This window comes from Streptomyces sp. NPDC052299, from assembly GCF_040679335.1.
Classification (GTDB): Bacteria; Actinomycetota; Actinomycetes; order Streptomycetales; family Streptomycetaceae; genus Streptomyces.
Genome location: NZ_JBFAUP010000030.1, coordinates 37,462 through 59,875 on the forward strand (window position 1 = coordinate 37,462; position 22,414 = coordinate 59,875).

General features: G+C 68.3%; 14 protein-coding genes. 5 read left to right on the forward strand and 9 right to left on the reverse strand.

Features of this window, described 5'->3' with window-relative positions:
• Positions 1–46 precede the first annotated feature (46 nt).
• The 5 genes from AB0L33_RS33015 to AB0L33_RS33035 all read right to left on the reverse strand — a co-directional run bounded on the left by AB0L33_RS33015 (position 47) and on the right by AB0L33_RS33035 (position 10,959).
• Positions 47–5,938: a type I polyketide synthase gene (locus AB0L33_RS33015; protein WP_365687275.1), complete on the reverse strand. Its 5,892-nt coding sequence runs from the start codon at positions 5,936–5,938 to the stop codon at positions 47–49.
• Positions 5,935–6,972 (reverse strand): enediyne biosynthesis protein, encoded by a 1,038-nt coding sequence (locus tag AB0L33_RS33020; protein WP_365687276.1) that lies wholly within the window; start codon positions 6,970–6,972, stop codon positions 5,935–5,937. Before AB0L33_RS33020 ends, AB0L33_RS33015 begins: the two co-directional genes overlap by 4 nt.
• Positions 6,969–8,897 (reverse strand): CRTAC1 family protein, encoded by a 1,929-nt coding sequence (locus tag AB0L33_RS33025; RefSeq protein ID WP_365687277.1) that lies wholly within the window; start codon positions 8,895–8,897, stop codon positions 6,969–6,971. The genes AB0L33_RS33020 and AB0L33_RS33025 overlap by 4 nt, the downstream gene beginning before the upstream one ends.
• Positions 8,898–8,908: 11 nt before the next feature.
• Entirely contained in the window at positions 8,909–9,889 is a 981-nt protein-coding gene (locus AB0L33_RS33030) for a DUF1702 family protein (RefSeq protein ID WP_365687278.1), read from the reverse strand.
• A 92-nt stretch (positions 9,890–9,981) separates the two neighbouring features.
• Positions 9,982–10,959 (reverse strand): DUF1702 family protein, encoded by a 978-nt coding sequence (locus tag AB0L33_RS33035; RefSeq protein ID WP_365687279.1) that lies wholly within the window; start codon positions 10,957–10,959, stop codon positions 9,982–9,984.
• Between the two features lie 556 nt (positions 10,960–11,515).
• Here AB0L33_RS33035 and AB0L33_RS33040 point away from each other — a divergent pair.
• The gene (locus AB0L33_RS33040) at positions 11,516–13,840 is read left to right on the forward strand and encodes a lantibiotic dehydratase (RefSeq protein WP_365687280.1); all 2,325 of its coding nucleotides are present in this window, start codon (positions 11,516–11,518) and stop codon (positions 13,838–13,840) included.
• Positions 13,841–14,039: 199 nt separating this feature from the next.
• Here AB0L33_RS33040 and AB0L33_RS33045 read toward each other — a convergent pair whose 3' ends face one another.
• Positions 14,040–14,543 (reverse strand): DinB family protein, encoded by a 504-nt coding sequence (locus AB0L33_RS33045; protein ID WP_365687281.1) that lies wholly within the window; start codon positions 14,541–14,543, stop codon positions 14,040–14,042.
• A gap of 944 nt (positions 14,544–15,487) precedes the next feature.
• Between AB0L33_RS33045 and AB0L33_RS33050 the strand changes: the two genes are divergently transcribed.
• The 4 genes from AB0L33_RS33050 (at position 15,488) to AB0L33_RS33065 (ending at position 19,581) form a co-directional block, all read left to right on the forward strand.
• On the forward strand, positions 15,488–15,760 hold the full coding sequence (locus AB0L33_RS33050; protein WP_365687282.1) for a hypothetical protein: 273 nt from the start codon (positions 15,488–15,490) through the stop codon (positions 15,758–15,760).
• Positions 15,761–16,403: 643 nt separating this feature from the next.
• The gene (locus tag AB0L33_RS33055) at positions 16,404–17,705 is read left to right on the forward strand and encodes a transposase (protein ID WP_365687283.1); all 1,302 of its coding nucleotides are present in this window, start codon (positions 16,404–16,406) and stop codon (positions 17,703–17,705) included.
• Between the two features lie 118 nt (positions 17,706–17,823).
• Positions 17,824–19,278 carry a DHA2 family efflux MFS transporter permease subunit gene (locus AB0L33_RS33060; protein ID WP_365687284.1) on the forward strand — a complete coding sequence of 485 codons (1,455 nt, stop codon included), beginning with the start codon at positions 17,824–17,826 and terminating at the stop codon, positions 19,276–19,278.
• Positions 19,279–19,359: 81 nt separating this feature from the next.
• Positions 19,360–19,581: a DUF5988 family protein gene (locus AB0L33_RS33065; protein WP_365687285.1), complete on the forward strand. Its 222-nt coding sequence runs from the start codon at positions 19,360–19,362 to the stop codon at positions 19,579–19,581.
• A 69-nt stretch (positions 19,582–19,650) separates the two neighbouring features.
• On the opposite strand, the gene AB0L33_RS33070 is transcribed toward AB0L33_RS33065, so the two are convergent.
• The 3 genes from AB0L33_RS33070 to AB0L33_RS33080 all read right to left on the reverse strand — a co-directional run.
• Complete coding sequence (locus AB0L33_RS33070) at positions 19,651–20,073, reverse strand: helix-turn-helix domain-containing protein (RefSeq protein WP_365687289.1); 423 nt, start codon at positions 20,071–20,073, stop codon at positions 19,651–19,653.
• A gap of 90 nt (positions 20,074–20,163) precedes the next feature.
• Positions 20,164–21,222, reverse strand: coding sequence for a 2-oxoacid:ferredoxin oxidoreductase subunit beta (locus AB0L33_RS33075; RefSeq protein ID WP_365687286.1), 1,059 nt, complete (start codon positions 21,220–21,222; stop codon positions 20,164–20,166).
• The coding region (locus AB0L33_RS33080; RefSeq protein ID WP_365687287.1) for a 2-oxoacid:acceptor oxidoreductase subunit alpha at positions 21,215–22,414 on the reverse strand (1,200 nt) is incomplete at its 5' end. The genes AB0L33_RS33075 and AB0L33_RS33080, both read right to left, overlap by 8 nt.

Below are 22,414 nucleotides of genomic sequence, written 5' to 3' on the forward strand. Positions count from 1 at the left end.
GTGGAGCTCGCAGACCACGTCGTGTGTGACCGGGTGAACCCGTAGGTCATCCACGACTGGACCGTTCGCCGTCCAGTACCGCACCACCGGCGAGTACGGCGAACACGGCGGGTTCAACGGCGGTGGCCAGCTGGGTGACGAAGGTGGCGATGGTGTGTTCGCCACTGGAGAAGAGCACCCAGCTTCCAGGGCTGTCCGGGACGAGTGTCAGGGGCGTTTGTGCCAGGTATCCGGCCTTGCGCAGGCATTCGGTGGCGCTCCATACGCGGGTGGCCGCCGTGTGGGGGGTCTCCCCCGTTTCCTTGGCCACGAGCACCGCCAGCGCGGCGTAGTCACCCAGCAGCGCCTGCCATTCGCTCTCCGAACGGACGTTGACCGCTTCGACATCGCACGTCACGGTGCCATCGGCGACGGTGGCGAGTGTCAGGCCCAGGCCGTGGGAGGCCGAGACCTGCCGCTCGCCCCCGATCTCCGGCCGGCCGTCCGGCCGGTAGCGCACATCGGCCGGCGCCCCCAGGGCTCGCTGGACGGCCACCGAGGTGGCGGCCCGGCGCGCCGCGACGCCGCCGGCGTCCGCATCGCCGATGTCCTCGGCGTCCGGTGCGGCGGGTTCCCCGCCATCCGGTTCGACCGCGACGGCGATGCGCCGGCCGAGCACGTCTTCCAGAGCTCGCTCCAGATACGAGCCGAGCAGCGTGGGTGTCCAGGGGCCGGAGCCGTCGGACTTCCGTACGGCGTGGAGGGTCAGACCGTCCCAGCGCTCGACCACGGTGCCCTCGCGATCGCGCACGGCGATGTCGTACACGTACGTGTCACCGTCTCGGGATCGCTCGGTGGCGCAGTATCGGAGCTCCTGCGGGCTCCCAGGGAGTTCGGTGGCCGCCGCCAGAGGGTGCAGCCGCTCGATGCCCGAGGGCAGCAGCGTGGCATCGGGTACGCAGACCTGGTTGCCGTGCATCAGCGCATCCCGCATTCCGGGGTCGGCCAGCAGCAGCGTGGACGGCAGGTAGCCCGCAAACCAGTCGGTGGGCGGGGTCAGCGCCACGTCGGCGTCCACGTCGCGGGCGGCCGCCCGGTGGAAGCGCCGCAGCCGCTGGAACCGCGCCCCCTGGAACAGCACACTGCCGTACAGGTCGGCCGCTGGGTCGAGGGGAACCACGGGGGTTTCGGGCCCGACCTCCTCCGGCGCTCCGTCCGGGATCGGCGCACCGGTGTATATCAGCCGGGCGCGGAAGTGCTCCGCGGCGAAGCCGGTGTCCTCCGCCGATATGGCGACGTCCACGGTTTCGGGCCCGGTGACGGCGGCAGCGATGCGGATCCTCGCCGAGCCGTTGGGCGGCACCACGATGGGCCGGAGGAACTGTGCTCCCTCGATGACCGGGGTGCTCTCCCAGCCGGTGGCGGCGAAGGCCACCTGGACCATGGCCTCCATGCCGATGACGGCCGGCAGCAGCAGGTTGCCGTCCAGCAGGTGGTCGGTGAGATAGGGGTCCGTTCCCGCGTTCAGCTCCACCTCGGTGACCAGCTCGACGCCGTGGTAGCGGATGAGCGGGGTGCCGGTGAAACGCAGGAGCGGCAGCGGCGGCAGGTCGCGGCGCACGGTCCCGATCCCCTCGGTCCGGCCGCTCACCACCGTGACCACGGGCGCGTCGGGGTCCGAGATGAGGCGGAGAAGGATCTCCACGCCCTGGTCGGGTGAGACCGGAGTGATGCCCTGGCGGGCCAGGGTCTCGACCACGGACAGCTTCTCCCCCATGCCGACGCCCGACCACACGGACCACTCCAGGCAGCGGGCACGGCAGCCGGGATGGGTGCGTGCCACCTCCTCGGTGAGGTCGGCGAGCCACTCGTTCGCCGTGGCGTAATGCGCCTCGCCCCGGAGGCCGGCACGACCGATGATGCTGCCGAAGGTGACCAGCAGCTTGAGGTTCTGTGGCCCGACGGCGTCCAGCACCACGCGCAGACCGTCGACCTTGGGAGCGAAGGTCCGCTCGAAGTCCGTCTGCGTGAGTCCGCTCAGAGCACCTGGCTCGTTGCGCCCCGCGCCGTGCAGCAGCGCGGTGATCGGACCCAGCCGCCCGGACAGCTCGTTGACCGCGGTGTGGACCTGGTTCGCATCGGTCACGTCGGCTCGGGCGTAGTGCACCCGCACGCCCCGGTCGGCCATCCGGGCCAGATTCTCCCCGAGCTCCGTGTCCGCGGACGGATCCGAACGCCCCAGGATGGCCAGGGCGGCTCCCGTCTCCTGGGCCACGGCCAGCGCGCATTCGGCGGAGATGCCCTTGCCGCCACCGGTCACGAGCAGCACGTCCGAAGCGCCGATCGGCAGCTCCTCGCGGCCGGCGCGGACCGGCAGTGCCGTCAGGGTCGGCACCCGGCGCGTTCCGTCGGCGCCGTAGTGCGCCTCGCTGAAGCGGGTGCCGGCGGAGGCCGCTGCCACCTCGGCGAGTACGCGCTCCACCGCTCGGCCCGCGCTGTCCGCGGTCAGCTCCGTCTGGACGATGACGGTGCGCAGCCGAGGGTGTTCCAGATGCAGGGTCTTCGCCAGGCCGGCGGCACCACGACCGGCTTGGACCAGGACGAACCACAGATCTGCCGCGTTCCCCGCGTCCGCGAGAGCCTCCTGTGCGCCCCGCAGCGCGTATTCCACCTCCGCGGGGAGGCAGTCGGCGGACAGACAGACAAGAACGCCGCGGCCGTAGCCCGATTCCTGGAGGGCGGTGTGCAGCCGAGCGGCCACCGGGTGGTCGTCGGGCGCGAAGAGTTTCCAGTCGCTGGTGCCGCCGCTCACGGTCGGCGCGGCGGGCAGCGGGAGTTCCTGCGGGGCGACGGAGAAGGCACGGGCCCAGGGCGCCGCGCCGCTCACCACGGGAGCGGTGGTGTCATCCGGATCCGCGGTACCGGAGAGGGATTCCAGAGCCTCGGCCATGTCGCGGACCGTCGCGGTGGCGAAGTTGGTCGGCATCTGTGCCGCGGGGATGCCCAGCTGGGTGGCGGCCTGATTGACGACCTGCCCGACGGTGATCGAGCTCAGATGCAGGTCGTCCAGCAGGTTGCTGTCCGCGTCGAGCAGCTCGACGGGCAGTTCCGCGCGTTCCGCCACCAGGGCGAGCAGCACGTCGAGCGGTGAGTTCCCGGTCGGGCCGGCCGCCGTCCGCTCGCTGCTCGTGGCCCCCTCGGTGAGGGGCTGCGTCGTGACAGAGGGCAGGTCGACCTGCGGCACCTGCTCGCACGGGCTCGCCAGGAAGGTGAGCTCGGCGCCGATCTCCAGGGGGCGGGTCAGCCGGTCCCGGAAGAGCCGTTCGTGAATCACCGGTGCGCCGATGACCCATGCCGCGCCGACGACCTGCAGCAGCGAACGCAGCGATTCGTCGTCGGTGTTCAGCGCCACTGCGGGAACGGTGGTGCAGGCGCCGGCCAGGCCGCTGAGCACCCGCCCGGGGCCGACTTCGACGAACAGGTCGACGTCCGCGGCTGCGGTGGTCACGGCCTGGCTGAACAGAACCGGGTCGGTGATCTGCTGACGGAGGAGCTTGACGATGTCGGTCTGCGCCGTCAGCTCCGCACCCGTGACGGTGGAGACGACCCGGCGGTCGAGACTGCCGAATGCGGTGCCGGTCAGCCACTCGCCGAAGGCGTCCGCGGCCGGAGCGACCAGCGGTGAGTGGAAGGCGTGTGACACGGCAAGCCGGGTGCAGGCGACCTTGGCCTCGGCTGCCCGCTCCGCCAGCGTGTCCACGGCCTCGACCGGGCCGGCCACGACGGTCCGCTCCGGCCCGTTGTATCCGGCTACCACGACCGGGAGCCCTGCCATCAGGTCCTCGGCGACCGACGGTGCGGCGCCGAGGGAGACCATGGTGCCCGAGGCGCTGTGCTCGGCCATGGCCCGGCCGCGGACGCGTGCGGCTTCGATCAGTACCCGGCCGTCCATGGCACCGGCCCAGTGCAGGGCGGCGAGTTCGCCGAGGCTGTGACCGACGGCGACGTCCGCTTCGACGCCGAGGCTGTCCAGCGCCTCCAGACCGGCCAGGGAGCCGGTGGCGATGCGGGGCTGGGCCACCTCGGTGGCGGTCATGTCTCCGGTGACGGGCAGGCGCGAGGCGGCGTAGACGCCGGCGCTCTCGGGGAAGCGCCGTGCCAGAGCCCCGCCCGCGGTGCCCTGGCCCGAGCCTTGGCCGGGGAAGAGGAATCCGATGCGTGCGTCTTCGGTGCTCCGTGCGAGGAACGTGCGGCCGCCCGCGCCGATCCGCAGGCCGTCGTCGGTCCCGCCTGCGTCGATGGCCTCGATGATGTGGCGTATCTGCTCGTTGGCGTCCTCCGGTGACGTGACCACGGCGGCCGCACGCCACGGCTCGTCACGCAGGTCGCGCTCGAGCGTGGCAGCGAGGTCGCCGATCTGCGCGTAGGACAGTTCGAGGGCGTAGTCGGCCACCTGGGTGAGCCGTTCGCGCAGCTCTTCGGGTGACCGCGCGTCGAACAGCAGGAGTTCGCTGTCCTGCAGGGAGCCGGCCAAGGTGACCGACCGTCGGCTGGGAGCCTTGACCGGCAGGGCGGCGGGCTTGTCGAGAACCACGTGCGTGTTGATCCCGCCGAAGCCCATGGCGGTGATGCCCGCGCGCAGCGGTGCGTCCTTCGGCCAGGCCTCGGCCTTGCGCAGGGTCCGCAGGGGAGCCTGCTCGGCGGTGAGCAGTTCGTGCGGATCGACGCAGCCCAGGGCCGGGGGCAGTGTCCGGGTGTGGAGCGCCATGGCTGCCTTGATCAGTCCGGCGACACCGGCGGCGGCCTTGGTGTGGCCGATCATCCCCTTGATGGAGCTGATGGCGGCGGGGACGTCGGCGCCGGCGGCGGTCCGGGCCTCGGACAGCGCCGACAGTTCGGTCCTGTCGCCCACCGCGGTCCCGGTACCGTGGCCTTCGAAGAACGGGACGGTCTCGATCCCGAATCCGGCGTTCTCGTAAGCGCGGTCGAGGGCTCGGCGGTAGCCGCTGATCTCCGGGCGGGTGATGCCGCCCTGGCCGTCGGAGGAGATGCCCCAGCCGGCGACGGTCGCGTAGATCCTGTGGCCGCCGGCGAGGGCGTCCTCTTCGCGCATGAGGACGACCATGCCGCAGCCCTCGCCGGGCCAGAAGCCGTTGGAGTGGCGGTCGTAGAGCCGCATCTCGGTCTTGGCCAGCGCGCCGGTCTTGGCGAACCCGATGATCTCGAAGGGGTCGATGGACAGGTCGACACCGCCCGCCACGGCCACGTCCACGGCCCCGCTGAGGAGGGACGATCCTGCGGTGGTCATGGCCAGCAGGGATGAGGAGCAGGCACCGTCGACGGTGTAGCCGCCGCCGTTGAGGTCGAAGTAGTTGCAGATGCGTCCGGCGATGGTGTTGGACAGTCCGCCGGCCAGGGCGTCCTCGTCGGTGGCCGGGAAGGGCCTCTTGTAGTCGTCCTCCATCCGTGCGGCGAATTCCGCGATGCGCTCGTCCTCCCAGCCCATTTCCTTGAGGCTGTTGGCGAGTACGCGTCGGACGTAGGGCCAGCGCAGCCGCATGACGTTGGCTCGGGTGAACTCACCGGTGAGCGTGTTCCCGACGACGACGCCCGTGGTCTCGTGGGGAAGACCGCTGCCCTCGGGAAAGCCGGCGTCGGCCAGTGCTCGCCCCGCGGTGTCGAGGGCGAGCCAGTGTGTGAGGTCGGTCGAACGGTAGGTGCTGCCCGCGACCTTGTGCGCCACCCGGTCGAACGCGTAGCCCTCGAGCACGGCCGCGGTACGGGTGTAGAAGCGGTCCGGGACGGTCGGGTCGGGGTCGTAGTAGTCCGCGAGGTTCATGCGGACGTCGGGCAGCCGGCGGAAGGCCCGGCGGCCGGCGATGGCGTTCTCCCACAGTTCCTGCGGGGTTGCCGCGTCCGGATAGCGGCAGGCCATGCCGACGATGGCGATTCTACTCATGCGTTCGCTGCTTCCTTCTGCCCGCTCGGAGCGGCCCCGTTGAGTGTGGTGGTCCCCATCGCGGAGGCGTGGGAGGTGTGGGCGGGCTCCGCGAAGGGCTGCTTCGGCAGCGGTATGGAACGCTTGCCCAGGTAGTCCAGCACCCACAGGAAGATGCCGCGGATCAGACAGACCAGCGCCGTCGCGAAGAAGAGCCCGTAGGCGATGTGCAGCGCGGTGATCACCCCGTACATCGCGGCGACGCTTCCGCCGAAGGCGATCTGCGACCCACGCCGGGACGGCGACGTGCCGGGGTCGGTGATCATGTAGTTGGTGAAGAGCACGAAGGCCGTACCGGTCATCATGCCCAGCGCCGCCGGAATGGAGGTGCCGAAGAGGAGCCCGCGGATCACGGCCTGTGCCGCGAATCCGCCCACCCAGGCGGCGATCAGCCACATGCGTCCGGTGAGCTTGGCATTGAGCATCGTCCCGAGGACGATGATGATCGCGGGGAGTACCCAGTCCGCCGGTCCGTAGAGGTATTCGGTGAACTGATAGGGCGGGGCGATGCTGGCCCAGGGGAACAGGACCAGGATCACCGCGATGCCGAAGTTCGACGGGTTCATGTAGTGCCGCATGCGGCCGCGCACCGGCGCGCGCAGCACCCACTTCGTGCCGACGGCCACGACGACCCCGAAGATCATGACCCACACGTGGTCGTTCACGTAGGTCAGCATGTTCACGGCCAGTCCGGTGATGTGTGCCGGGAACAGGAACTCCATCAGGCCCTTGGGTCCGCCTCCGAGGAAGCGCGCCTGACGCCCGTCGACGCGCGCGCTGACTGCTTCCAGGCCGATCTCCACGGTGTAGGCGGCGGCGAGGGCGATCAGCGGCCAGAGCCAGGGCTGCTCGAAGCCCAGCAGCGTGTAGCCGAGGATGTTGAGTACGGAGATCGAGATGGCGAACCGGCGCAGTGCGGTGATGACTTTTACGTCGTGTCGTGGCGCCGTCTGCTGTGGCGCCTGCCCGAGGGTCTTCTCGTTGGACACGGTCACTTCTCCTTGGCCTCGGTGTCGAGCTGCAGCGTGTGCCAACCGGCGCTGAGCTGAAGTTCCTGCTTGTGCACCTGGCCCGTGTGGTCACGCCAGGTCAGGTGGACCTGCAGCGGGCGGTCGTCGCCTTGCTTGCCGAGGCCGATCAGCACGTCGTTGCTGCGCTTGCCGGAATGGCCTCCACCGCCGTCGACGAAGCCCAGGCGGGTGGTGCCGTCGGCCGGCGTGACCTCGGCCTGTGCACCGACGACGGGGGATCCGGACGGGTCGGTGAGCTTCAGCCCGAGGTAGTCGCCGGTGTTCTTACTGGTGTTGAGGTAGAAGACCGGGGCGTCCCACTGCCGGGCGACCGCCATGTCGAGCCGTCCGTCGCCGTCGGCGTCGCCGGTGGCTATGCCCCGTGTGGGCGTGGGCACCGCCAGGCCGAGCTCGGAAGCCACGTTGTCGTAGCTGCCACCGGCGTTCTTCGTGAAGAAGCGAAGGGTCTGGTTGCCGGCGATGTCGTCGCCTTGGCGCACGTGAGGCCACCAGGCCGGATTGGAGACGATTCCGTCATTGGCCGTGGCGAGTTCCTGCAGCTGCGGCCACCTGTTGGTCTTCCCCTTGACGAAGCCGGTGGCCTGCACGATCTCCTGGGTGCCGTCGTTGTTGAAGTCCCCGGTCTTGACGTCCCAGCCCCAGCCCGACCAGGCCAGCCGCAGGGGTGCGCTGCGATCGGCGAACGGGGCTTCGCCCTTGCGGAGCTTGGAGCGCAGGTCCTCCTGGTCTCGCGAGGAGTCGATGAACGCGAAGTTCGACTCCTGAATGCCGAAGGAGGTGGTGATGTTGGAGACGAACGCGTCGTACAGGCCGTCGTTGTCCAGGTCGGCGAAGTCGACGCCCATCCCCTTGAACGAGGAACGTCCCATCTCCTTCGACTTGGGGACGAAGGCGCTGTGGGCAGCCTTGACCTCCCGGAACTCGAACTTCCCCGGGACGGACGTGTTGTACAGCAGCGCCGACGTGCCGAAGTCGTGGCCCAGGTAGAGCTCGGGCAGCTGGTCGCCGTCGAGATCGTTGGCGGACGCGGCGAGCGTCCACCCCGTGTCGATCTTCTTGGGCAGCACGTCCTTCTGCTCCACATAGCCGGTCGGGGTCCAGCGGAAGAAGTGGCCACCGCCGCCGTTCCGGGCCTGCGACATCGAGGAGGGCATGGTCACCCCGCCGTCCTTGGACGGGTCGAGGACCGGACCGTCGGGGAAGTAGTTGCCGATGAAGATGTCGTTGTGACCGTCGCCGTCGAGATCAGCGATCGTGGTCGCGTTGGAGTTCCACTGCGGACCCGCGTAGGTGCCGCCGGCACGGCCGGGGACCAGCTCCGTGGGCTCGAACGATTCGGCGGTGAGCGCGGTGGGCGCGCCCTCCTTGCCGGGCTTCGCGAGGAAGAGCACCGGAGTGCGGCCCCAGTAGTAGACGAGCAGGTCCGTGGCACCGTCCTCGTTGAAGTCGCCCGGGGCGCAGCCCATCGGCGCCATGGTCCGGCTGACCGGCAGCGGCGCCGGGTCGAGGACGAAGGGCTCATAGGTTGCGCTCTTGCGCCCCGGAACAGGGGCGGGGGTCACCACGACCTGGTCGATGCGGGGGTCGGTGACGCACAGGTCATTGGCCAGTCCGTCGCCATCGATGTCATTCATGGAGATGCCGGCGCCGACGGAGGAGATCCAGGCGCGGATGTCCTTGTATGCCTTGTTCACAGGGCGCTGAGTCTGCGGTTTGTAGCCCGCGGGCATCGCGATCGACATCGGGCGCATGCCGAACTGGTCGGCCAGCTCCTGGCGTTCGGCGGCAGACGTGGTCGGCAGCCGGACGGCATAGAAGAGGCCCACCATGAGGGCCAGGGCGATGACTCCGGGGGCCTGCCTTCGCAGCCAAATCCGTGGGTGCGTCATGAGATCGCTTTCTAGGCAAGGGGAAGGGCGGTCAGTTGGGCGGCGACTTCCTGCCGCCAGGTCTCATAGGCCGGAACGCCTCCGGACGTGTCCGCGCGGGCGCCGTCGGCGGGCATGAGGTCGCGGCAGATCCTGGCCGCCTCGGCCGGCGTCTTGCCGCACAGGACCCGGGCCGCGAGGTGGGTGTGGGGGATGGTCAGGCCCGCCCTTTCACGTGCCTCGGCGGCGAAGGCGGCCCCCTGCGCGAGCAGCGGGCGGTGCTTGCCGGCATGCCCTGCGAACTGGCGGAGCTCGTCCTCGGTCACGCTGCCGGCGTAGGTGGCCGCCAGTCCTGCGCCGGCGTACAGGTCCTCGTGTCGGCTCTCGTCATACGCCGCGATGAGCTGGGCGACCACCTCGGGATCGGTCCCACCGACGAACCACAGGGCCCGGCCGATTCCGTGGTCGATGGCTCGCGCGCTGTAGGGGGCAGGTCCTCCCGCCCAGGTGAAGGCGTGTTCCCGGTGCGGGTCGCGTACGTAGCTGTCGGTACGGAAGTACGCCTGGTGGAAGCCGTAGCCGTCCAGGATCAGCCAGCGCAGCAGGGGGTCGGTCCTGGTCACGTCCGGCCAGAGGAAGCGGGGCAGACGTGCCATCGCCCATCCGATGCCGACGTAGACCATGTAGATGTGGTCCTGTCCTCGCCCGTCGAGCAGGCCGGTCAGCCGCTTGGTGCTGCCGGCCAGCGAGTCGAGCATGACGGCGCCCATACCAGCGCCCTCATAGGCGAATCCGCGGAATGGAACGTCCACGGCTTCCAGCCATTCCTCGGCCTCTGCGGGCGAACGGGCTTCGACGGCGTAGCCGTACCCCTGAAGGAAGGTGCTTCCGATTGTCTCCAGCTGCTCTTTGGCCTCCGCGTTCTTCACATGGAAGCCGCGGACGTCCAGCTTGGTGGCGGAGACATTCGGTGTGAGGACTCTACGCCGTAGCGAGCGGAGACTTTTGAACATGCGGAGGACCGTCCCTCGTTGTCTTTTTGCGCTCCCGGAATGAATGGCAATCAGCAGGAGTGCAGTTGGGTGAGTCGCGAATACGGCGCCGCTCAGGCGATGTGCGTGGGCACCTTGTTCTGCACGGCCTGACGCCACAGCTCATAGGCCGGCACATTTCTGCCGTCGGCATTGGTCACGGCGCAGTCGTCGGCCAGCCGGGACGCCTGTGCCACTGACATTCCGGCCAGGGCCGGCACGGCGGCATGGGTGTGCTCGGGTACGGCTTGCGCATGGTCGCGGGCCTTGGCGGCGAAAATGGCGCCCTGGGCGAGGTCGACTCGGCATTCCCCTGCCTCGCTGCGCAGTACGGCCAGGTCCGCGGTGTCGCAGGAACCAGCCATCGCCGCCGCGAGCCCCACGCCGCTCCACAGGTCGGGCTGCCGGTGGGTGGCGAACCGCCGGACCGCGGCGGCGACGTTCGCCGTGTGTGCCGCGTGGATGAACCACAGCGCCCGGCCGATCCCCTGGTCCACCGCACGGTTGAAGTAGTCGGCGTCTCCCTGCCACGGGTACGGGTCGGGGACGCGCTGGTCGTCGACGAAGCGACCGGTGTGGAAGTAGGCCTTGTCGAAGCCGTAGCCGTCCACGGCGAGCCAGTGCATCTGCGGGTAGTGGGCAGCCTCGGTGAGCTGGGGCAGCACGTGCTTCCACAGCGGCCGCGGCAGGCGTGCCATGGCGAAGCCGATGCCGATGTAGTTGAGGAAGATGTGCCGCGCCCCCTCGCCCGTGAGGAGCTCCCGGGTGCGTCCCCCTCGGCCCGGCATCGCGTCACGGATGACACAGGCCATGGTCGCGCCTTCGTAGGAGAATCCCTGCAGTTCCGGTTCGACCATCCCGAGCCTGCGCTCGATCTCCCACATGCTCCGCGCCTCGATCCCCCACTCGAAGCCGCAGACGACGGCCTGCGGCACGCGTTCGAGCTGCTGGGCGGCAGCCGACAGTTCGACAGGGAATCCGCGACGCGCAAAGCCCACGTCGGCCAGGGATGGCGCCATGAGCGTTCTGCGGAGCGTTCCGACGACCGCCATGTGGCTCTCCTCCTAGATCTGCATCCCAGGTGCGCGACGGCATCATCGTGGGGCGAAGTTCGCGCCGGTGGCATCTTCAAGCGTGCGCAGGTTTTCGGAAGAAGTGGCCCGCTCGTGACCTCGGGTGATTCCGGCCGGGGCGTGCCGTGCCCGGAAGCGCAAACAATCCTGGTCGCGCGTGGGCGTTCTGAGCAATATCAAGGTTGCCGGTGGGCCTGTCGGAGCGTTTGATGGCCGACGGGCTGTACGGACGATTGGAAGAGATCAGCGCGACCGGATTACTTCAAGTGATCCCGTCGCGTTGCCGTCCCGGCCTTCGCAGGTGTGTTTCGGTTTTCGTGCGCGCGTGGAAGTCTGCATGTTGTTCTGAACGACTGAGGTGGTGAGGAATGCGCGAGCGGGCGGTCCGCACCCGTGAGGGCTTCATCGAGGCTGCGGCGTCCACGCACGACCTGGGGCGTGTCCGCGAAGTCCCGTCCGGCCCGCCGTGAGCACAACACCCGCACCGTCACGCTTGCCGCCCTCCAACCACGCCGCCAAGGATAGGAAGTGGCCCATGCCGTCGACACAGCACGTGAGGCTCGGCAGGACCGAGTGGCTCGCCTGGCCCGACGCACTGCTGCGGAGCACGGGCTTCCCGGCCTCCGGCCTGCTCAGGTTCGCCGCCGGCGAGTGCGCACAGCGCGCTGACGACTTCCTTGCGGGGAGAGCGGACCGCGACGCCTTCGCCACGGTCTTCGAGAAGACCGTGGCCGATATATCGGTCGAGGTGAACCGGGTGGCCGCCGACCCGTCCCTCCGCGAGGCAATCGCCTGGCAGAACCCCGCCGTGGTCGGTCTGCTGGACTCACTCCTGCGGAATCAGGAGCCGATCAAGCGAAACGCCAAGCGGCGCTACCGCGAGGTGCAGCTCAGCAAGTTCTGGCAGCGCTACAGCTCCAAGGCGGAGACCATCGGATTCTTCGGGCCGTCCCTGTGGATCACGCTCGACCCGGAACGCTCCGACATCCATGCTGTGCCCGGGCCCCGGCTGATCGACAAGCGTCGTGTGTTCCTCGAGCCGTGGGCGGTGGTCGCGTACGGCGAGTGGCTCACCACGGACGAGGAGATGCGCCGGTGGCTTCCGCCGGCCAGGCACCCCCACCATTTCCTGGAGCGGAAGCAGGTGACCCGGCCGGGCGAGGAGCCCGCCGTGATCTCGGAGGCGGAATTCGTCCTTCTGCGGGCATGCAACGGCAAACGTCCGGCCGCGCTTGTCGCGCAGGAGCTGTGCTCCGGGGATGACCCTCTGTTCGCGAGCACGGACGAGGTCTTTCAACTCCTCGACGCGCTGGTGGAGCGAAAGCTGGCGACCTGGGATGCCAACGTGCCTCTCAACACGGCTGGTGCGGGGGTACTTGACGAACGCATCGCGGCCATCGGCGACCCACGGCTGCGTGACAAGGCCCGTTCGGGATTCGACCGGCTCAAGGCGGCCCGGGACGGCGTGGCGAGGGCCGCGGGTGACCCTGCCGCGCTGGAGGCCGCGCAGCTCCACCTGAGCGACGAGTTCACGGAGATCACGGGGCGACCGGCACGCCGGCGCGGCGGCGTGACCTATGGCGGCCGGGGACTGTGCTACGAGGACACGACGCGCGACCTCGAGCTGTCACTCGGTCGCGACTTCATCGACGACTTGGCGGCGCCGATGAGCATCGTCCTGCAGGCGACCCGCTGGCTCACCGTGGCCATGTCCGAGGTCTACGAGCAGGAGCTGCGCCGCCTCTACAAGGAGCATTCCCCCGCGGGCGAACACCTGACGCTCGGTGACATCTGGCCGCACGTCCTCCGCCTCTTCTTCGGTTCCGGCGCGAAAGCCGCCGACGGGGTGACGCAGGACTTCATCGAGCGGTGGACGCAGGTACTCGGCCTGAACGAATCGACCACCGGCCTCGCCGAGTTGCGGTTGTCCGCGGACGCACTCGCCCAGCGGGTCCGGGAGCGGTTCCCGGCATCGGCACCCGGCTGGGACGGCGGCCGGGTGCACAGCCCCGACCTGCACATCTGCGCCTCGTCGCCACAAGCGGTGAACGACGGTGACTACGTGATGGTGCTGGGCGAAATGCATGCCGCAGCGGGCACGATGGAAGGGCACCTCTTCGGCTGGTCCCTGGATGACCCGGCAAGTGTGGTGGAACGGCTCGCGGCGGACCAGGGCAAGGACCGCATCATCCCGCTGTTCCCCAAGGTGTGGCCGCGCAACGCCGGCCGAACCGTCCCGTTCGAGCACTCGGTCAATGACACCTTCCTGGCCTTCTCCTCCGTCCCGGGCGCCGATCTCGACCGCACCACCTCCATCGCCGCGATCGACCTGTCGCTTCGGGGCGATCGCGTGTGGGCGAGTATGGAAGGCCGAGAGTTTCCGTTGGTGCACGTGCTTTCGGCCTTCCTGTCGATGGCGAACATCGACGCGCTCAAGCTCGTCTCGGCAGGCGAGCACACTCCCAGGATCAGCGTCGACCGCCTGGTGCTGTTTCGCGAGACCTGGCGAACCACGGCGGAGGCGACGGACCTGCTCCCGGTCCGGAGCGAAGCGGAGGAATTCCTCGCCGCCCGTCGCTGGCGTCAGCGCAACAATCTGCCGGAGCGCTGCTTCGTCAAGATCTCCACTGAAACCAAGCCCTTCTACGTCGACCTGACCAGCCCGCTGTTCGTGTCCTCGCTCGGTTCCGCCCTTCGCGCCGCGCGAAAGTCCGCACGGGAGAACGATGTGGTCAGCGTGACCGTCACCGAGATGCTCCCCGCCCCTGAGCAGGCGTGGGTTCCCGGCCCCGACGGCGAGTCGTTCTTCGGTGAGGTCAGAATGCACATCGTCGACCCTGAGCCGTGTGCCCAGCCGTAGGGCCTGATGCTGCGGGCAGTTGCACGTCGAGGGCCTTCCGGCATTCCTCAGCGGCTTTCCTGTCCGTTTCGCGTCGAAGCTCCGTTGCGCAGGCAGCCTCCCCAAGTCGGCCTTGCTCAACGGAGCCTCGACGCGCGGTCACCCCTCTCGGCCCGGACTGCTACGAGAGGCCCGCGACACTCATCGCGTGGGAAATGCTCTACGTGTTCACCAGCCATTGCCGCCCATCAATGAGTTCACGCGCCGCGTCGAGGTGGCCGGCGTGGCAGGCGGTTTCGGTGATCACGTGAAGGACGACCTCGCGCACGTTGTGCAGGCGCCAATCCTCCTCGGGGAAGGGCCACCAGAGCAGGCCCGCGTCTATCGATGAGGCGGCGATGATCGTATCCGCCAGTGATGCTTCTCGGCGGTAGCGGGCGAGGACCTCCGCGGCCGACACGCCCGAAGCCACCTGCCATGCGCATTCCTGGCTGCCGACGAGGCCGATGGCCTCCGGATCACCAGCCACAACAGCGCGAAACCACAGGCGCTCCACGGCCACGGTGAGGTGCTGCACCATTCCCAGGCAGCTCCACCCGGAGGGCAGCACCGCCCGCCGCAGTGCTCGGTCGTCCAACCCCTCCAGCGCGCCGAGCACATGCTTCCGCTGCGCCTGCAAGTACCGCAGCAGGGCCGACATCTCCAGGTCCACTCCCACGGTCATCTCCGCGCCTCCCGCGTGCGGCGCGCTTCGATGGCCGTCAGGTCCTCGACATCGGCAGCGGATACACCGGTCGTGCCTGACCCGGCGTAGGTGTTCATGTGCATCATGTGCCTCATACTCCCCTGGAGCCCCAGAGGTGTACAGGAAGACATGGTCGTGGCCAGGGACCAAATGTCTCGTCATCCTGTTCGATTAAATTCCCGTTGCAGTTGACAGGTCTCTTCATGCCGGCAGCAGCCGGCCCGGCCGTCGGCGAACACGTTGGACACCATTAGCAAAAGCAACCTGTTAACACGCGTAGGGCTTCACCGGCCTCCAGTTACGTCCGACTCGCGGCCTCGATTGAAGCCGGGCCAAGCAGGTAAAAACGGACGCTGGTAGGCGGTAACTGGCGTTACGGGACAGCCCTTACCTGGCATCTAATGTCAACAGTTGCCAAACCTCTCACCAGGGCTTAGCGTCCTCTCCGGCGATGCCGCTTCGGGACGGATCGCCAACGCCCGAGGCTGTGCAGGGCGCCATCGCCGACTACAAGGAGATGTCAAAAATGCGCAACTCTGTCCGCATATCCCCCGTGGTCCTCGCTGCACTTTCCCCTCTGGTTCCGGGCCTCGCAGGCCCCTCCTCGGCCCTTTCCGTTCATGGGCCGCACGACCTCGAATCGGCCACCCCGGGTGATTCGCAGGCCGGCCACACCGAGTGGCCTTAAATTCTTCCAGGCCGACAATTTCCGCCTGGAGGCACGTGCACATCGTCAGGGGTTCGAAACGCCGTACCGATCCCCTCGCTCCTCGGCCGTCGACTGCGTCAGCTGCGAGAGCAGTTGGAAATGCCCCGTGCGCAGACCATCGGCATCCCGGGCATGTCCTCGACGCACTCGTCTCGTCCGGAATCCGGCGAGCGACCCCTCCACTGACCGCGCTGTCCGACACCTCGCAGAACGAATGAAGGTCCTGATCTCGGACTTTGACACCGCGGAGCAGACCGGCCTCGCCGACGTGCTCGTCGCACAGGGCATCCCGAACGTCAACGAGGAGCTGCGGGCTGCCCGGAGGAGGCGTGTACCTCGGGGAAAGGCACTGACCAGGCCCTTCGCCGACAGGGCTACGTGCGGCTCGCCCGTCTCCGCGGCAAAGAAGGAGACCGAATCGGGCAGCGGAAGGCGCTCCTTTTCGGCCTCGACAACCACCTCGGCGCAGAATCGTTTTGCCTTGTGAAGGCCTGTTCAGGACTTTCACAGCCGAGGTCTGCTGGAGCGCACAGTATCCGCCATGGATCGCAGGCAATCGGCTCCATGAACTGGAGCACTATTTCCTCTGCGCAAAGCCGACAGCCTTGACGAGATCTATTTAGGAAATGGAAAAGCGGTCCTTGTCGCCACAACAGGGACCGCTTCACGCAACGACTCAGCTCTACAGGCGATCCCTAGCCCTCCGAGTCGCGAGCAGCACGGTGACCGCGCCGGGTGCCACAAGGCGCCGAGCCCTTTGGTCACCGTATTTCAGGATAGACGATCTGGTTCCCGATTCCTAGCAGACGCATGCTATCAGCATCGGGTGAACGTTCATTCCTGCTGCATGCGGCTCTCTCTCCTGAACCCGAGGTGAGCCCGTGATGTATATGCGACTTCCACATGCAGTCCGCATATTCACCCCCACCATCACTGCCAGCGGTTTCTCCTGCACGGCGATCCATCCGAAATGCGCGCGAGCTGAAAGGTGAACGGTCCCTTCCACAAGGCCTGCCGGTCCGGCATGCCGATGTGGATCTGCCATTCCGCGGAGACAGCCCTCGAAGTCGTACGGACCACTTCGTGGGTGCCGTCACAGGCCGGCACATGAGGCCTGAATCAATCCCTGGATGACAGACCTTCAGCCTGTCGAAGCACTGACGCCGCATCAATCGGAGAGGAACACCGTGCCCACTTCGCATTCGCCCCTTCTCGACGGTTCCACATTCGACTTTGCCTGTGCCATATTCGGGCACCTCACACGCGCGGATCAGCGCCGGTGGGCGCATGCCTACCTGACGAGCCTGCTGCACACGCCGGGCAAGAAGTCGGTGAGACGGTTGGCTGCTTCCGTGTCCGAATCATCGTCGGCTGCTCAGTCCCTTCACCAGTTCGTCAACGCCAGCCCCTGGAACTGGGAGCCGGCCTACCGCGAGCTGATGCGGTTCACGGAACGACGTCTGGTGCCGCGTGCGTGGGCCCTGGATGTGGCCATCATTCGAAAACGCGGCGAGCACTCCTGCGGTGTACATCGCCGCTTCATCCCCGACACCGGACGATCGGTCAACTGCCAGGTAGGGATCGGCGCCTTCCTGGTCACCGGCACAGACGCCTTGCCGGTCGGGTGGCGACTGCTGCTCCCCAGGACCTGGACCAGCGATCCGCAGCGACGCCGCCGCGCACGCATCCCCGAGGATGCCGCTCCTCGCAGTTTGGACCATCACGCCCTTGAGTTGGTCGGAGCGATGGCGCGACATACCCAACTGGCCCGCGTCCCCGTCATCGCCGATCTGAGCGAATACTCCGGAACCGAAGTATTGGTGCGCGGACTCGGTGCCGGCGGCCACGACTTCGCTGTCACGGTTCCGAGAGACCTTCGGTTCGTCGCTGTCCGGCACCCCGGCCCGGACCGCCTGCAGGCCTACCGGCCTTCGTTCAAGGCGGACTGGTACTTGTGCGGTGACGGCAGCGAGGGAAGCCGCGTCGAGTCGCTGACCGTCCTCGACAGGCACGGGCGCCCCCTGGAGGTCAGGACGGCGCTGGTGCGGTTGGCCCCGCCGCGCCTCCCCGACTCCAGCGCCGATGCGACGTTCCGGGTGCTCTCCGTCCGGCCGATGTACCAGCGCCGGCGGACCGAGCTGTGGCTCACCAACATGGTGGATCGCAAGGTCGACGAGGTGATCGAGTTGACGGAGCTGATGTCCCGGCCGACGTCAACGATCCGGACGATGGCGAACGACCTCGGCCTTCTCGACTTCGAAGGCCGCTCCTTCCCCGGCTGGCATCACCACATGACGATGGTCTCCGCGGCGTACGCACACGCCCGTCTGAGTGGCCCCGACCGGCAGCTCCACCACGCGGGCCGGCCGCCCGCACAGCCGAGCGAGGCACCCGCCAGAGCATGCACGCACGGACTTCCATGGGCCGAGTGAACCGTTCCGGGTTCGGCCCGGCACCGCCCTCCCCCACCCCAACAACACATCTTTTTTGATACATCAAAGAAGATGCATTATGCTGAGGCCCAGCAGACGGCGCGAGAGGAGCGGACGCATGCGCAAGTGGTCCGGGAACCCCTGGGCGGTACTGGCGACCATGTCGCTGGGTTTCTTCATGACCTTGCTGGACCTGACGATCGTGAACATCGCGATCCCCGACATGATCGACGGGCTGGGAGCGACCCTCGACCAGACCCTGTGGGTGATCAGCGGCTACGCCCTCGTACTCGCGGTCCTGCTGATCACCGCGGCGCGGCTCGGCGATGTCTGGGGCCCCCGCAACCTCTTCGTCGCGGGCGTAGTGGTGTTCACCGCCGCCAGCGTCGCCTGTGGCCTGGCCACCGGCCCGGTGATGCTGATCGTCGCCCGCGGGGTGCAGGGTCTCGGCGCCGCGCTGCTCACACCGCAGACGATGACGCTGATCATGTCGGTCTTCCCCGCGCAGCGGCGCGGCACCGCGATGGGCATCTGGGGCATGGTGGCGGGGCTGGCCACGCTGTCCGGCCCGACCGTGGGCGGGGTACTGGTCTCCACCCTGGGATGGCGCTGGATCTTCCTGGTGAACGTGCCGATCGGGATCGCCGCACTGGCGCTGGCCTTCCTGGTGGTACCCGACCTGCGGACGGGCCGGACCCGGACCTTCGACATCTCCGGCGTTCTGCTGGCCACCGGCGCGCTGTTCTGCCTGACCTTCGCGCTCCAGGAGGGCGAGCACTACCACTGGGGCCCGAAGATCTGGGGCCTGCTCGCCGCGGGCGCCGTGCTGACCGCCGGGTTCCTCGTCCACCAGCGCGGCCGGCAGGACCGGGAACCGCTCGTGCCGTTCGCCCTGTTCAAGGACCGCAACTTCTCCGTGCTGACGGTGCTGGTCGCCCTGGTCTCGATGGCGATGATCGGGCTGGTCCTCCCCTTCAACCTCTACCTGCAGTCCGTCCTCGGCCTGAGCGCGATCAAGGCGGGCCTGGTACTCGCCCCGTCCTCGCTGGTTTCGATGACGGTGGGGCCCTTCGCGGGCCGGCTCTCGGACCGGATCGGTGGCAAGTACCTGCTGATGGCGGGTCTCACGCTCTACGCGGTGGGAATTGCGGCGATCGCGCTGATCGCCGGCCCGGCTTCCCCCTGGTACGCCTTCGTCCCGGCCACCCTCATCACCGGTCTCGGCATCGGCTGCGTGATCGCCCCCATGTCCGCGGAGGCGATGCGCAATGTCGAACCGCGGCTCGCGGGAGCGGCTTCCGGGGTCAACAACACGATCCGCCAGACCGGTTCGGTCATCGGCGCGGCCGCGGTGGGCGCCCTGCTCCAGAGCCGGCTCGCCGCGGAACTGGCCGGCGGGAAGGCGTACGCGGACGCCTTCGTCGCAACGCTGCACGTAACGGCGGTGCTGCCGATCGCCGTGGTACTGGCCGGGGCACTGGCCTGCTTGCTGATCCGCGGCCGGACCGAGGAGACGGCGGGTGCGCCCGCCGGTGCGGGTCCCGGAAAGGCGGCTGCGGCGACAGGCGTTTAGAACGGCTTTAGCCGGACGGCTGATCCTGTCCGCACAGTGCCGTTCACTGCCTCCGGATCCATGACCCAAGGAGACGACGCCATGACAACACAGCCCCCTAACGTGATCCTCAGCGGCGGACCCGCGACACTCGAACTCAAGCTCGAGGACCGGATCCGTTACGTCGAGGACACGACCTCCAAGGTGAAGCTGCTCAAGGGCAACCGGTACGAGCACTTCGAGCCCACGAACGGCATGACCACGGAGAAGGAACTGGAGCTCCTGGTCTACGCATGGAGCGGATACACCTACGTCGCCGAGTAGAAACCCACCGCCGAAAACACCGAAGCCGCCCGGGCACCAAGCACCCGGGCGGCTTCCGTTCTCCGCAGGTCAGGCCGGATCGGGCGCCAGCCGGGCCAGCACCTCCGGTGACAGTCGCCGGGCCAGGGCCTCCAGCAGGGCGATCACCTCGGTCACCTCCACGGGGTCGTCGGTCCCCAGCGCTGTGGCCAGGGCGTCGTCCACGCGCGTCGCGGCGACCTCCGCACGGCGGTCGTTCACCTCGGGGTTCTGGCGGACCAGGGTCCGGCGGCGGTCGCGGTCGTCGGTCCGGGTGACCACCGAGCCGGTCTCCCGGAGCCGGGCCACGCAGGCGGACACAGCACTCTGCGGCAGACCGGAACGGGTGGCGATCTCGCCGACCGTGGTGTCCGGGTGCGCGTAGATGTCGAGCATCACGATCAGGACCGACCGCGTGCTCATCTGCCGCTTGCCGAGGCTTTCGGTGGGAATGGCCTCCTCACCGATCTTCATGAGGGTGCGCCCCAGCAGGAAAAGCTGTACTCCATTCACACGGACGACCTTATATCAGGATCGATGTATCGGATCAAATGGGATGGGCTCTCAGCCGACGACCGTCCAGTTGTCGTTTCCGGCGAGGAGTGCGGCGAGGTCGCCCTTGCCGTGGCGTTCGACGGCGGTGTCGAGCTGTTCGGCCATCGTGGTGTCGTAGACCGGGCGCTGGACGCTGCGCAGCACTCCGATGGGGGTGTGGTGGAGGGTGTCGGCGTCGGCGAGCCGGGACAGGGCGAAGGCGGTTGTGGGGCTGGGGTTGTGGGCGTCGTGGATGAGGATCTGGGATTTGTTGTCCTCGGTGACGGCGACGACGTGGAGGTCGCCGGTCAGGGGGTCGCGTACGACGCCCTTGGAGCCATCCGCACCGAAGACGATCGGCTGCCCGTGCTCCAGACGGATCACCGCCTCCTGTGCCTGGTCCTTGTCCTTGAGGACTTCGAAGGCGCCGTCGTTGAAGATGTTGCAGTTCTGGTAGATCTCGACGAGTGCGGTGCCGGGGTGGTCGGCGGCGGCGCGGAGCACGCTGGTGAGGTGTTTGCGGTCGGAGTCGACGGTCCGGGCGACGAAGGATGCTTCCGCGCCGATGGCGAGGGAGACCGGGTTGAACGGGGCGTCGAGTGAGCCCATCGGCGTGGATTTGGTGATCTTGCCGAGTTCGGAGGTGGGGGAGTACTGGCCCTTGGTCAGGCCGTAGATCCGGTTGTTGAAGAGCAGGATCTTGAGGTTGACGTTGCGGCGCAGGGCGTGGATGAGGTGGTTGCCGCCGATGGAGAGTGCGTCGCCGTCGCCGGTGACGACCCAGACGGACAGGTCGCGTCGGGAGGTGGCCAGGCCGGTGGCGATGGAGGGGGCGCGGCCGTGGATGGAGTGCATCCCGTAGGTGTTCATGTAGTACGGGAAGCGGGAGGAGCAGCCGATGCCGGAGATGAAGACGATGTTCTCCTTGGCCAGACCGAGGTCGGGCATGAAGCCCTGCACGGCGGCGAGGACCGCGTAGTCACCGCAGCCGGGGCACCAGCGCACCTCCTGGTCCGACTTGAAGTCCTTCATGGACTGCTTCGCCTCGGCCTTGGGCACCAGCTGGAGCAGTTCGTTCGTCTCAGGCATCGATGGCCTCCTCAAGAGCTGCCGCGAGCTGCTCGGCCTTGAACGGCATGCCGTTGACCTGGTTGTAGCTGTGTGCGTCGACCAGGTACGTGGCGCGGATGAGCGTGGCGAGCTGACCGAGGTTCATCTCGGGGACGACCACCTTGTCGTAACGTGCCAGGACCTCGCCCAGATTCCGCGGGAACGGGTTGAGGTGACGCAGATGGGCCTGCGCGATCGAGCGCCCCGAAGCGCGCAGCCGGCGCACCGCAGCGGTGATGGGCCCGTAGGTGGAGCCCCAGCCGAGTACGAGGGTCCGTGCCTCGGCGGGGTCGTCGACCTCGACGTCGGGGACCTGGATGCCGTCGACCTTGGCCTGGCGGGTGCGGACCATGAAGTCGTGGTTGGCGGGGTCGTAGGAGATGTTGCCGGTGCCGTCCTGCTTCTCGATACCACCGATACGGTGCTCCAGCCCCGGCGTCCCCGGGACCGCCCACGGGCGGGCCAGTGTCTGCGGGTCACGTTTGTACGGCCAGAACACTTCGGTGCCATCGGCCAGTTCATGGTTCGGGGAGTTCGCGAACTGGACGCGCAGGTCGGGCAGCTGGTCGAGCTCCGGGATGCGCCAGGGTTCGGAGCCGTTGGCGAGGTAGCCGTCGGACAGCAGGAAGACCGGGGTGCGGTAGGTCAGGGCGATGCGGGCCGCGTCCAGGGCGGCGTCGAAGCAGTCGGCCGGGGTGCGCGGGGCCACGATCGGGACCGGGGCCTCACCGTTGCGCCCGTACATCGCCTGCAGCAGGTCCGCCTGCTCGGTCTTGGTCGGCAGCCCGGTCGACGGACCACCCCGCTGAATGTCCACGATCAACAACGGCAGTTCCAGCGAAACCGCCAGCCCGATCGTCTCCGACTTCAACGCCACACCCGGCCCGGAGGTTGTGGTCACGGCGAGGGAGCCGCCGAAGGCGGCGCCCAGCGCGGCGCCGATGCCCGCGATCTCGTCCTCGGCCTGGAAGGTGCGCACGCCGAAGTTCTTGTGCTTGGACAGTTCGTGCAGGATGTCGGATGCCGGCGTGATGGGGTAGGAGCCGAGGTAGAGGGGCAGGTCGGCCTGGCGGGAAGCGGCGATCAGCCCGTAGGACAGGGCCAGGTTCCCCGAGATGTTGCGGTAGGTGCCGGTGGGGAAGGTCTGCGAGGCCGGGGCGACCTCGTAGCT